Genomic DNA, 12,146 nt, shown 5'->3' on the forward strand with positions numbered 1-12,146 from the left:
CGCAGGCCATCGCAGCCTGCGGGTCCTTCAGTCACATCGGCTGAAGCCGGTGGGGCGTCACGCCGCCTTCGGGGCGTTGACGTCCGCCGGCAGCGCCTTCTGGGCGACCTCGACGAGCGCGGCGAACGCGGTGGCGTCGTTGACGGCCAGCTCGGCCAGGATCTTGCGGTCGACCTCGACGTTCGCGGCCTTCAGACCCTGGATGAAGCGGTTGTACGTGATGCCGTTGGCGCGGGCAGCGGCGTTGATGCGCTGGATCCACAGCTGACGGAAGTCGCCCTTGCGCTTCTTGCGGTCGTTGTAGTTGTAGACCAGCGAGTGGGTGACCTGCTCCTTGGCCTTGCGGTACAGGCGCGAACGCTGACCACGGTAGCCGGAGGCCGCCTCGAGGATCGCCCGGCGCTTCTTGTGGGCGTTGACTGCCCGCTTGACGCGTGCCACTTGTTTAACTCCTTGTAGCGGGGCCGCGGTTGTCGTCACGCGGCCCGGAATCGAATGGGTCCCGGTCCTGACGTACGGCGCGGATCGATCGGACGATCAAACGATGAGACGTTCGAACTCGGCCGATCGAGCGCCGGTGCGTCACTTGCCGAGAAGCTTCTTGATCTTCGCGGCGTCGCCCGGGGCCATCTCGGCGTTGCCGGTGAGGCGACGCGTCACGCGGGACGACTTGTGCTCGAGCAGGTGGCGCTTGCCGGCGCGCTCACGGAGCACCTTGCCGGAGCCGGTGACCTTGAAGCGCTTGCTGGCACCGCTGTGCGACTTGTTCTTCGGCATAGCGCCGTTCTCTCCTCGTCGGTGGCGCTCCGGTGCCCGGTCACGAAAACCGGGCACGGTGGAGCGTCGCTCTTGTATCGGTTACATCCTGGGAGCTCACGCCCCCCGGGATCACGCCTCGGCGGGAGCCTCGGCAGGGGCCTCGGCGGGAGCCTCGGCAGAGGCCTCGTGGGCCTCGGCGGTCTCGGCGTCCTGGAGGTCCGCGGCGTTCTGCGAGCGGCCCGGGTTGGCCTTCGCCTCCGCCTTGCGGGCTTCCTGCGCCTGACGGGCCTCGGCCATGGCCTCGGTCTTCTTCTTGTGCGGACCGAGAACCATGATCATGTTGCGGCCGTCCTGCTTCGGGTTCGACTCGACGAAACCGAGGTCCTGGACGTCCTCCGCGAGGCGCTGCAGCAGTCGGTAGCCCAGCTCGGGCCGGGACTGCTCGCGACCACGGAACATGATCGTGATCTTGACCTTGTCGCCCTGCTTGAGGAACCGGACGACGTGACCCTTCTTGGTGTCATAGTCGTGCGGGTCGATCTTCGGCCGGAGCTTCATCTCCTTGATGACCGTGTGCGCCTGGTTCTTGCGCGCCTCACGGGCCTTCATGGCCGACTCGTACTTGAACTTCCCGTAGTCCATGAGCTTGCAGACCGGCGGACGGGCGCTCGCCGCGACCTCGACCAGGTCGAGGTCGTACTCCTGCGCAAGCTCCAGGGCCTTGGCAAGCGGGACAATCCCGACCTGCTCGCCGCTGGGACCGACAAGTCGCACCTCGGGAACGCGAATCCGGTCGTTGATGCGGGGCTCGGTGCTGATGGATCCTCCTCGGTAGCACCATACGGCGGTCTGGCGGACAGCCGCGTACGTCTCTTTTCGTAGGACCTAACCGCACCGCAGCACGAAAAATGCCCCGGCCGATTCACAGGCGGGGCTCCAAAACACTGCCGGAGCACCGCCGCGATGGATCGCGGGGCGCGCTTTCGGACGACTCCACCGTCCGTACGGAACGGTGGTGGCCGCCTGACCGGGGTGACCCGCCGTCCCGGAGGACGGTCAGGTGGGAGAATCGGAGCCTCCACTTGTGGGCCGGGCCTGCTCGCCGGGTGGCGTGCCTGTCCGGCCGGTCGTCACACAAGGTTAGCAGCATAGGGCGGCAAGGGCTAATCAGGGCCAGGTGGGGAGCTCACCCGCCGTGCCCCTATCGTGTGGAGCATGAGTGAGACCCCCGCCGACTTCGACTCCATGACCCGCGACATCGCCGAGGTCCCCGCGGTCGAGGTGATCGTGACGGTCGCCGTCAACCTGATGAGCGCCGCGGCCGTGAAGCTCGGCCTGACCGAGGAAGGCGACGAGCACAAGGACCTGGACGAGGCCCGCAAGCTGGTGACCGCGCTCGCCGGTCTGCTGGACGCGAGCGCGACCGAGATCAGCTCCTTCCACGCCGCGCCGCTGCGCGACGGCCTGAAGTCGCTGCAGCTGGCGTTCCGCGAGGCGTCGATCGTCCCGGACGAGCCGGGCCAGGGCCCCGGCGAGAAGTACACCGGTCCCGTCTACGGCTAGCTCGTCGAGTTCGTTGACGTATGCGTCATCCCCGTACGCGTCATCCGCCCAGATGTCATCCGCGTACGTACAGGGGCTCGCCCGGAGGCGTGGTCCCGGCCGGCAGCAGTGCCAGGTCGAGGCCGTGCACCAGGCGGGCCCTGAGTGTTTCGTCGGCCGCGAGGCGCCCGGCGACGGCACGGGCGGCCTCGGCCGGGACGGCGTCCGGGTCGAGCACCAGGGCGAGGGTGCCGTCGGCCTGCCCGGGGCCGAGGTGGGCGCGCAGCACGGCGGACTCCGCGGCCACGGCAGCCCGGACGGCCTCGACGACGGCCGGGTCGGCGAGCGGGTCGGTCGTCGTGCGGCCCTCGGCGAGCGCGAGCAGCGCGGGGCCGGTCAGCTCAAACGGCACCGGACCCGACATGTCCAGCACGACCGTGTCCGCCTTCTCGTGCGCGGCGGCCTGCAGGGCCTGCTGCAGGGGTACGGCGACGGGGCGGGCCTGCGGGTCCCAGCGGGCCAGGGAGTCGGTGGAGGTGAAGGCCGGCAGGGCGGTGCGGTGGCCGGCCTTCAGGGTGGGCACGGCCATGTCACTGGTCTTCTCACGGCGCAGCCCGTTCTCGTCCTCCTCGACCTCGCCGAGGACGGCCACGACCGGGACGAGCAGCCGGGCACCCTTGAGCGCCTCCAGGACGGGGCCCACGGCGGTGCGGTCCTCGGCCCATGCGGTGAGCGCTGCGCTCAGCCGCGGATCGGCGGAGCCGTCGTCGTCGGAGTAGCCAGGGTCGGGAATGTTCTTGTTCACCACGGTCCCCGACCTTATAGGGGGGATGCTGCTGGGCTTGTGCGGCCCCCGAAACACGGTGGTCACCGGATTCACCGGAATCTCAGATTTCCCTGACGAGCTTCTCACTTTCGTCTAACGGCGCACACAGTCCGTGACCCGAGCATCGCGGGCATGGTGTCTTCCAGAGGCCGCCGTCGCCGTCGCGCTCTTCCGTCCCGGCGCCGTCCGCTCATCCACATCGCGCTCGCGGCCGTAGCCATAGCCGGAGTCACGGCCGGCGGAACGGTGTACGTGAAGGCGCGGGCGCACTCGGACCCCGTATCCTCGGCGAAGTCGCCGTCGCCTTCGTCCTCTTCCTCGGCCTCGGCATCGGCCTCGGCGAGCGGGGAGGAATCGGTGGAACCCGTGGCGGAACCGGCGGTGGACCGTGTCGCGCTGCTGGCCAAGGCCATGAAGTCGGTGACCGTGCCGGCCGCCGCCAAGGTGTCGGCCGCGGTGCTGAGTCTGGACTCTGGCGACAGCGCCGCCTATGGCGACGGGGCCTTCGACACGGCGAGCATCGTCAAGGTCGACATCCTGGCGACGCTGCTGCTCCAGGCGCAGGACGCCGGACGGCACCTCACGGCGACCGAGAAGGCGTACGCCACGAAGATGATCGAGAACAGCGACAACGTCTCCGCGACGGCGCTGTGGGACACCATCGGCCAGGCGGACGGGCTCGACGCGGCGAACAAGCGCTTCGGGCTCACGGGAACGGCCGGCGGCGACGGCGCGCTGTGGGGGCTGACCCAGACCACGGCAGCCGACCAACTCGTCCTGCTCCAGCAGGTGTTCGGGGACGACTCCAAGCTGAGCGAGGCCTCGCGGGCGTATCTCCAGGGACTGATGAAGAACATCGAGTCCGACCAGCAGTGGGGTGTCTCGGCCGCGTCGGGCGGCGCCGCCCCCGCGCTGAAGAACGGCTGGCTGGCGCGTAGTACGACGGGGCTGTGGGACGTCAACAGCATCGGGCGCGTGACGGTCGACGGCACCGCCTACCTGGTGGCCGTCCTGTCGAACGGCAGCGCCTCGCAGGCGAAGGGCATCTCCCTGGTCGAGTCGGCGGCGAAGGCGGCCGTGTCGGCATTCACCGGGGGCTCGGCGTCGACCTCATCCAAGGCCGTCACCGACGAATCGACTGAAGCCCGCTGACAGAGCGTCACGGGTGACGGTACCGACTCAAGAACCTTGGAGAACCCGACCCCGCGTCGGGCCCTCACCATGTCCACCGACCGGCACGGCCTCGAACAACCTCGCTCAGCCGCCCAGCAGCCCCAACTGAAACGGCGCGGCTGGTGCCCCGCCTGGGACCAGGGTCGACAGAACCTGAACAAGGCAGTCGGGGCCAGTCGTCCCACGAGGCAGACCCCGGCCCCGGACGGCGCGATGAGATCGCGGTACCGACGCCAGGGGATGGCCTTCAACTCGCTCCAGCGCCCGTGCCAGATGTGCCGCGTGCAGAGGAAGTGGGAGCGCTGCCCGGCGTGGTGGCAGACCACGCCGGCGATGTTGACCGGGCCGCGGTCGCGGCCGCGCACCCGTACAACGACCAAGCACCGTCACGAGCCCACGGACTCCACGAATTCAATCTGATTGACCACGAAGCTCCTTGCTACAAGCGGTAGTTGACGTCACCACAGCGGACAAGGAACTTCCTTCAACACGGCCCGCTCGTCACCCGGTGAAACACCGCGGCTACAGCGACCGACTATGCGTGACCGTGATCACAGCTGGTCCACTTTTCAAGATCGATTGGATCATGACAGACTCCCACCCCACCCCCCCTTTAACCCTTCTTTAACTCATGGAGGAAAAGTGCGGAAGATTGCTCAGATGGCCCTCGTCGGCGCATTGGCAGCCGCTTCCCTCGGCCTGACGGGTGGTACCGCTTCCGCCCTTGAGTCGGACTGCTGGCCGTCCCAAGACGACAATGGCACCGACTGCCGAATCCTGCACCAGGACAGCAAGGGCTACTACATCGACTCCGTCCAGTTCAACTCGTATGGCGAGCACCTGCAGGAGTGGGACTACGCAACGAACGGCGAGGGTGTCATGGCCGACATCAACGACGACCGTTACTACTGGCTGGTCGGCGACTACTACGACTGGAACCTCAGCTATGACGAGGGGTCCCAGATCTGGCTCACTTCCTGCCAGTTCAAGGCGGGGGGCACGGGCTCTCCGTACGACTGCTACACCCGGCTCGCGATCGCCTGACCGCTCGCGAATACGGCAACACGGCGTGGCCTCCGTTGTTCTGCCGTGATGATCGCCGACCGGGCATCGCACGCGAGCCCGGTCGGCGACAGATGTGCTCCAGAAAGTGTCCTGCCCACCAGGACCATTAAGCAGGACTGTCTTCGGAGGCGCCGGAAATGTATTACGCAAAGCTTGTCTTCGGGGCTATGGCGCTCAGCCTGCTGGTCGGCTGCGCGGGACCGCAGAAAGAGAACGAGCCGGACCCCATAGGAAGTATTCCAACGCCCACCGGTCCGACAACCACGGTGATGCCTCTCGCGGCGTACGTACCGGGCGACAAAGCACTGAGGGTGATCCGGAAAGCGGAGGGCTTGCTCCTCAACGCCTGCACTGCGGAGTACGGACTGAAAACCGATGTCGACGCCCCGTCGTACGAGGCGAAACTCGACGACGTCCGCAAGGGCACCAAGTTGCCGCTCACGCGCGAGCATGTACAGAGATACGGATACCACCCGGCGCAATCACCTGCTCGCGCCCGGAGCGACGAGCGCGAGGAGGAGTCGGCTGCGGAAACCGCCGACAAGTCGGCCAAGATGTTGGTCGTCAACGGCCCGGTAACGTCCGGTACCACCCCTCTGTCACCGTCCCTCGCGACAAAAGATGTCAAGGTCAACGGCAAGCCGGTTCCTGAGGGTGGGTGTCTCAGGCTGGCTGAGGAGAAACTGGCCGACGGAGCGCCCGACCTCAATGCCGTTGGTGCCCATGGCAGGTCCGCGTTCAACGTGATCCTGGCGCTCCGCTACCAGGCGTCGCGTCAGTCCGCCGAGCACTCGGCCTACACGAGGATGGTCACGCGATGGTCGGCGTGCATGAAGAGGGCGGGATTCTCCTACCCGGACTTCGCCTCCGCCATGGGCGACCCGGAGTGGGGGCGAAGCAGGCGGGCCACCGACCGGGAGATCGCGGTCGCGACAGCCGATGTCAGGTGCCGTCTCGACGTCAACTACCTCGGCGTGACAGAGGCTCTGCAGATCGCATATGAGAAGAATGCCGTGAAAGACAACGCCGAACTGCTCCAAGCAGTCAAGAAGTACTATCAGGTCATGTTGCGCAATGCGAAGAAGAGAATCTAGAAGGTCATGTGATCTTCGCGCTGATCTTCGCGTCGCCTGCGCCATATGACCACCGCCATCACCAGCAGGACGCCGCCGAGGCTGCCCGCGAGCGGGGCGGCCCAACTCGATGTGTCACTCTCCGGCTTGAGGGCGTCGGGGCCTGAGCCGAAGTACTTGTCGCCGTATGACGCGGCCCGTAGGCCTTCCGGCTTGAGGCGGGCGGCGGCCTTGATGGCGGCGGCGGGGTCGATGAACCCGAAGCCGCGGGAGTCGTCGCGGCCCCCGCTGGGGGCGTTCCGTGCGGTGTCCTCCAGGAGCTTCTTGATCTGGGCCGGGGTCAGCCCCGGGTGGGCCGCCTTGACCAGCGCCACCGCGCCGGAGACGAAGGCGGAGGCGGCGCTCGTCCCCCATCCCTCGTAGTACTTGTGGTCCGGGTCGGCGATGACGACGTCGACACCGGGCGCGCTGACCGTGGCGTACCAGCGGCGGGTGGAGAACGAGGCACGGGTGCCGTAGCGGTCGACGGCGGTGGCGGCGATGACCCCCGGGTAGGCGGCCGGATAGGAGATGTGGTCGCCCTTCTCGCCGCCGTTGCCGGCGGAGGCGACGACGACGGAGCCCTTCTTGAGCGCGTACTGCACGGCCTCGTCCTCGCTCGGCTCCGGGTGCGCGGAGGCGGAGTCGTCGCCGAGGGAGAGGTTGATGACGTCGGCGCCCTGGTCGGCGGCCCAGCGGATGCCCTCGGCGAGGGCGTTGCCGCGGGTGCTGCGGGCCTTGCCGCGGGCCGAGTCGCCGTCTTCGAGGATCACCCGGACGGGCAGGATCTTGGCTTCGGGCGCGATGCCCATGACGCCGTCGGCGTTGCCGATTCCGTGGCCGTGCCCGGCGATGATCCCCGCCATGGCCGTCCCGTGCCGGGCCCAGGCACGGTCCCCGCGCTTCGCCCCGAACCTGATCAGGTCCTTGCCCGGCAGGACGTTGCCCGTCAGGTCCGGATGGTCGGACTCGACACCGGTGTCCAGGACGGCGACGGTGATCCCCTTGCCCTTGGTGGTCTGCCAGGCCTGCTGGGTGTGCATGGCGGACAGGGCCCACTGCTGGGCGCGGATGCCGTCGGCGTACGCGGTGGTGGACGGCACGAGGGCCAGGGAACCGGCGAGCAGGAGGCTCAGGGCAGGGCCGGCCAGGCGCCCCACACGGCGGTTGCCGCTCCGAGCCACGCGGCGGTTGCCGCACTTCCAACGCTTCATGAGGGCGTCTCCGTGGCCGTGCTGACAGTCTTGCGCAGGCTCCGTTGGATGCGGTCGGCGAGGCCCTGTGCCTCTTGGCCGACGCCGGCCTGGGCCGGGGCCGTGGTGGCGCCGGACTGCATGGCGTCCGCGGCGGGCTGCGGGGCGTCGACGGTACGGCCGTCGGCCCAGCCGGAGACCGCGTAGGCGACGACCGGGGCGTCGGTGAGAACGGAGATGGTCCAGGACGCGCGCTGCTTGTCGCCGAAGGCCGCGGCGGCGGTGCCCTTGGCGGCGTACGGGCGGGGCATCAGATCGGTACGGCGGTCCAGGCCCTCTTTATCGAAGCGGGTGGCGAGGGAGGACATGGCGGCGGAGTCGGCCTTGGTGAACAGAAGGCCGACGGTGGTGACGTAGCTCTGGGTGGCGTCCGTGTAGGTGGCGCGCAGCAGCCGCTGGCAGCCGACGGGGGCGAGCGCCTTGCGCAGCAGCGGGTCGAAGGCGTTCGCGCAGCCGCTGTCCGGGGCGACGGCGATCCGCGTCCAGGTACGGTCGGCGCCGCCGGGTCCCGCGCCCGTCCCCTCCACGGTGAGCGGGAACAGCTCGTCGACCGGCACGCTGTGCCACAGCCCGGCGGCCGCGGTGAAACTGTTGTCGGGACCCGGGCTCCCGGAGTCACCGGTGAGCCAACTCCCGGTCACGGCACCGCCGATGAGCCCGAACCCGAGCACGACACAGGCTGCCGCGGCCGCGGTCCGGGGCCCCAGCCACGCCCCCAACGGCCGCGCCGGCACCCGCTCGTCGTACGCCTCGGCCTCCGGGTACGACACAACATGCCGAGCCGCGCTCCAGGAGAGCGCCGGGTCCGGGGAGGGGGGCAGGGGGCCGGCGGGGGGCGGCGAACTCGCGGATCGTGCCGGGGCGACGGCGGGAGGGGGCGCGACGGCGCTCGCCGGGGCCCACGGCGCCCCCGCGACCGGGGCCTCGGCAGGGCGGGGCGGAGCGGCCGGGGCCGGTGGGATCGGTGTCGCACGCGGGGCCCGGGGGGTGGCAGCCGTTTCCACCGCGTCGGCGCGGTACCCGGAGGTTCGCCGGTCGGACTGTGCGGTCGGCGCGCCGGAGCCGGAGCCCGCGGCGGGCTCCGCGGACGCGCCGCCCGGCTTGGTGGCGGGCTTGGGCGGCACAGCGGCGGAACCGGGGCGCCGGACGGACTCCGCGCCCCCCGAGCCGGAAGCCGAATCGGGCTGGGACGGCAGGCTCCCGTGCCGGTCGGAAGACGCCCCGGACGCGACACCCGGGCGCGCGTCCGGCCTGGGCGGCACCGCCGAAGTGCCGACGCGCCCGCTCGACCCCCCGAGCCGGAAGCCCGGACGGCCACCCGGTTCGGGCGTGGCGGCTGCGGAATCCGAGCCCGGCCGGGCAGTCGGCCGCGGCGGCACGGCGGCGGAACCCGGGCGCCGGACGGACTCCGCGCCCCCGGAGCCGGAGCCCGGATCAGGCTGGGACGGCACGGCCGAAGAGCCGGCCGGCGGTACGGCGGCGGAGCCCTGGCGGGGAGGGTGCGCCGTGGGCCCGGGGGTCCGGGGAGCAGGCGGCTCAGGCGCGGGCGTGGCCGTCGGCGGTATCGGGCGCAGGCGGGCGGGCCTTTCCGGCCGCGTGACGGTCGGGATGTCGGTGCGGCGGGGAGGCGCGGCGGGGCCGCGGTTCGGGTGAGGCGGGGTGGTGCCCTGTGCTGTCGGGTCGGTGCCCGGTCGACGCGTCTCGCGACCGACGGTGGGCGGGGTGTCCGGGAAGCGCGCCGAGGCCGACGGCGGGGGTGCGGGCGCGGCGCTCTGGGTCAGGCGGAACGGGCGGAGGGTCGGGAAGCGCGGCGCGGCGTCCGGGGCACCGGAAGCATCACGGCCCGTGTCGCTCACGCCTTCGGTCCGGGGCGCCGACGTACCCGAGTCCGACCGCGCAGGCCGCGTCGCGGAGGCGTTCGCCCCCGGGGTGCGCCTCTCGGCCCGGTCACTCTGCGAAGGGAGGCCGCTCGTGGTGGCGGACGGGTTCGCCTCGGGGGCCGAGCCCTGGGCGTCGCCGGGCGGGGGCGTCGTGGGGCGGGGCGGGATCGGGGCCTGCCGCGCGTCCCTGCTCATGCACCCCCCGTTTCCTCGTACCCGGGCCGTTCCGTACGCGGGCCGCCGTCCTTGTCGCCCGGGCCCGGCACGGATTCGTCCGCCCCAGGGCACGCATACCCGCGCCGGCGTCCCGGCATCCCGGCGCAGGGTGTGCGGCCGGAGTGGTTCCGTCGTGCGTCCGCGTCACTCTACGGGTTGTTGCCGGGCGAACGGGAACCAGTCCCACGACCCCGGGGCATCTGCCCGGAACGTCCCCCTACCCTGCGGTAATCCTGTCTGGCAGGCTTCGTGCATGACTGCGCGCGCCGCCGACCGGGCCCGTTACGACCGGGCCACCGCCCATCTCGACGCCCCTCTCGCGATCGTGGACCTGGACGCCTTCGACGCCAACGCGGACGATCTCGTGCGCCGGGCCGGCGGGAAGCCGATCCGGGTCGCGAGCAAGTCCGTGCGCTGCCGGGTCCTGCTCGAACGGGTCCTGGCCAAGGAGGGTTTCGCGGGCGTCATGTCCTTCACCCTCGCCGAGTCCCTGTGGCTGGCCCGCTCCGGCTTCGACGACGTCCTGCTCGCCTACCCGTCCGCCGACCGCGCCGGTTACGCGGAGCTCGCCGGTGACCCCAAGCTGGCCTCGGCCGTCACCGTGATGGTCGACGACGTCGCGCACCTCGACCTCATCGACGCCGCCCGCGCCGGCGGTCGTGAAGTCGTGCGCGTCTGCCTGGAGTTGGACACCTCGCTGAAGCTGCTGGGCGGACGGGTGCGGGTGGGGGCGCGGCGTTCGCCGCTGCACTCCCCCGCCCAGGTCGCGGAGTTGGCGCGGGCGGTGGCCCGCCGGCCCGGTTTCCGGCTCGTGGGGATCATGGCGTACGAGGGGCACATCGCCGGTGTCGGTGACTCCGTCGCCGGCCGGCCCCTGCGGTCCCGCGCGATCCGGCTGATGCAGGCGACCGCCCGCCGGGAGCTGGCCGAGCGGCGCGCCGCCGTGGTGCGGGCGGTCCGGGCCGTGGCGCCGGACCTGGAGTTCGTCAACGGCGGCGGCACGGGCAGTGTGCAGTCCACGGCGGCCGAGGACTCGGTCACCGAGATCGGGGCGGGTTCCGGCCTGTACGTGCCTCGCCTCTTCGACAACTACACGTCCTTCACCGGGCGTCCCGCCGCCCTCTTCGCCCTGCCCGTCGTACGGCGGCCGGGTGTGGGCGTGGTGACCGTGCTCGGCGGCGGCTATCCGGCGTCCGGGGTGGCCGGGCCGGACCGGCTGCCGGTGCCGTATCTGCCGGAGGGGCTGCGGTACGACCCCCAGGAGGGCCCAGGCGAGGTGCAGACGCCGCTGCTCGGCTCGCCCGCCGACGACCTCCTCGTCGGCGACAAGGTGTGGTTCCGGCACGCCAAGGCCGGTGAGCTGTGCGAGCGCTTCGCCGCGCTGCACCTGATCGAGGGGGACGCGGTGACCGCCACGGTGCCCACGTACCGGGGCGAGGGCCACACGTTCCTCTGATCGCCTGATCACCTTGCTCTGATCACCCGGGTCGCGGCCGTCAGGGTGGTGGCGGCCGCGACCAAGGCCCACGCGCCCTACAGCGGCGTGACGTACGCGCCCGAGATTCCGCCGTCGACCAGGAAGTCGGAGGCGTTGACGAAGGAGGAGTCGTCGCTGGCCAGGAAGGCGACGGCGGCGGCGATCTCCTCGGCCTCGGCGAACCGGCCGACCGGGATGTGCACCAGGCGGCGGGCGGCCCGCTCCGGGTCCTTGGCGAACAGTTCCTGAAGGAGCGGGGTGTTGACCGGGCCCGGGCAGAGGGCGTTCACGCGGATGCCCTCGCGGGCGAACTGCACGCCCAGTTCACGGGACATGGCGAGCACGCCGCCCTTGGAGGCGGTGTACGAGATCTGCGAGGTCGCCGCGCCCATCCGGGCCACGAAGGACGCCGTGTTGATGATGGACCCCTTGCCCTGGCGGCGCATGTAGGGGATGGCGGCCTTGCAGCACAGGTAGACGGAGGTGAGGTTGACCTCCTGGACGCGCTTCCATGCCTCCAGGCCGGTCTCCAGGATGGAGTCGTCGTCGGGCGGGGAGATGCCGGCGTTGTTGAAGGCGATGTCGACGCTGCCGTAGGTGTCGAAGGCCGTCCTGAAGAGGGCCTCGACCTGCTCGGGGTCGGTGACGTCGACCTTCACGAAGAGCCCGCCGACCTCCTCGGCGGCCGCCTTGCCGCGGGCCTCGTCGACGTCGCCGCAGACGACGTGCGCGCCCTCGGAGGCGAGCCGGCGCGCGGTGGCGAGGCCGATGCCGCTGCCGGCTCCGGTGATGACGGCGGTGCGGCCGACGAGGCGGCGGCAGATGCTTTCTTCGGTCATGAGC

12 protein-coding genes are annotated in these 12,146 nt (G+C 70.8%); 5 read left to right on the forward strand and 7 right to left on the reverse strand.

The features are described 5' to 3' along the window. Window positions 1-57: 57 nt before the first annotated feature. From rplT to infC, 3 genes are all read right to left on the reverse strand, one after another. Window positions 58-441 carry a 50S ribosomal protein L20 gene (rplT, locus tag ACIPSA_RS21495; protein WP_232654097.1) on the reverse strand — a complete coding sequence of 128 codons (384 nt, stop codon included), beginning with the start codon at window positions 439-441 and terminating at the stop codon, window positions 58-60. Window positions 442-582: 141 nt separating this feature from the next. Beyond that, the gene (rpmI, locus tag ACIPSA_RS21500; protein ID WP_004933563.1) at window positions 583-777 is read right to left on the reverse strand and encodes a 50S ribosomal protein L35; all 195 of its coding nucleotides are present in this window, start codon (window positions 775-777) and stop codon (window positions 583-585) included. A 111-nt stretch (window positions 778-888) separates the two neighbouring features. Further along, complete coding sequence (gene infC / locus ACIPSA_RS21505; protein ID WP_402637728.1) at window positions 889-1,578, reverse strand: translation initiation factor IF-3; 690 nt, start codon at window positions 1,576-1,578, stop codon at window positions 889-891. Between the two features lie 396 nt (window positions 1,579-1,974). On the opposite strand from infC, the gene ACIPSA_RS21510 reads away from it, so the two are divergent. Beyond that, complete coding sequence (locus ACIPSA_RS21510) at window positions 1,975-2,322, forward strand: DUF1844 domain-containing protein (RefSeq protein WP_402637324.1); 348 nt, start codon at window positions 1,975-1,977, stop codon at window positions 2,320-2,322. 55 nt (window positions 2,323-2,377) lie between these two features. Here the strand turns inward: ACIPSA_RS21510 and ACIPSA_RS21515 are convergent, their stop codons facing one another. After that, window positions 2,378-3,109 carry an SseB family protein gene (locus tag ACIPSA_RS21515; protein WP_402637326.1) on the reverse strand — a complete coding sequence of 244 codons (732 nt, stop codon included), beginning with the start codon at window positions 3,107-3,109 and terminating at the stop codon, window positions 2,378-2,380. Between the two features lie 150 nt (window positions 3,110-3,259). Between ACIPSA_RS21515 and ACIPSA_RS21520 the strand changes: the two genes are divergently transcribed. The 3 genes from ACIPSA_RS21520 (at window position 3,260) to ACIPSA_RS21530 (ending at window position 6,459) form a co-directional block, all read left to right on the forward strand. Beyond that, on the forward strand, window positions 3,260-4,279 hold the full coding sequence (locus ACIPSA_RS21520) for a serine hydrolase (RefSeq protein WP_402637328.1): 1,020 nt from the start codon (window positions 3,260-3,262) through the stop codon (window positions 4,277-4,279). Between the two features lie 663 nt (window positions 4,280-4,942). Further along, window positions 4,943-5,344 (forward strand): hypothetical protein, encoded by a 402-nt coding sequence (locus ACIPSA_RS21525; RefSeq protein WP_402637330.1) that lies wholly within the window; start codon window positions 4,943-4,945, stop codon window positions 5,342-5,344. A gap of 158 nt (window positions 5,345-5,502) precedes the next feature. Next, window positions 5,503-6,459 carry a hypothetical protein gene (locus tag ACIPSA_RS21530; protein ID WP_402637332.1) on the forward strand — a complete coding sequence of 319 codons (957 nt, stop codon included), beginning with the start codon at window positions 5,503-5,505 and terminating at the stop codon, window positions 6,457-6,459. On the opposite strand, the gene mycP is transcribed toward ACIPSA_RS21530, so the two are convergent. Continuing rightward, window positions 6,456-7,691 carry a type VII secretion-associated serine protease mycosin gene (gene mycP / locus ACIPSA_RS21535; RefSeq protein ID WP_402637334.1) on the reverse strand — a complete coding sequence of 412 codons (1,236 nt, stop codon included), beginning with the start codon at window positions 7,689-7,691 and terminating at the stop codon, window positions 6,456-6,458. The genes ACIPSA_RS21530 and mycP overlap by 4 nt on opposite strands. After that, window positions 7,688-8,854 carry a hypothetical protein gene (locus ACIPSA_RS21540; RefSeq protein WP_402637336.1) on the reverse strand — a complete coding sequence of 389 codons (1,167 nt, stop codon included), beginning with the start codon at window positions 8,852-8,854 and terminating at the stop codon, window positions 7,688-7,690. Before ACIPSA_RS21540 ends, mycP begins: the two co-directional genes overlap by 4 nt. 1,225 nt (window positions 8,855-10,079) lie before the next feature. Here ACIPSA_RS21540 and ACIPSA_RS21545 point away from each other — a divergent pair. After that, window positions 10,080-11,282 (forward strand): amino acid deaminase/aldolase, encoded by a 1,203-nt coding sequence (locus ACIPSA_RS21545; RefSeq protein ID WP_402637338.1) that lies wholly within the window; start codon window positions 10,080-10,082, stop codon window positions 11,280-11,282. A 77-nt stretch (window positions 11,283-11,359) separates the two neighbouring features. Here the strand turns inward: ACIPSA_RS21545 and ACIPSA_RS21550 are convergent, their stop codons facing one another. Then, window positions 11,360-12,142 (reverse strand): 3-oxoacyl-ACP reductase, encoded by a 783-nt coding sequence (locus ACIPSA_RS21550; RefSeq protein WP_402637340.1) that lies wholly within the window; start codon window positions 12,140-12,142, stop codon window positions 11,360-11,362. Window positions 12,143-12,146: the final 4 nt, after the last annotated feature.

This window comes from Streptomyces sp. NPDC086549, from assembly GCF_044746205.1.
In the GTDB taxonomy this organism is placed as follows: Bacteria; Actinomycetota; Actinomycetes; order Streptomycetales; family Streptomycetaceae; genus Streptomyces.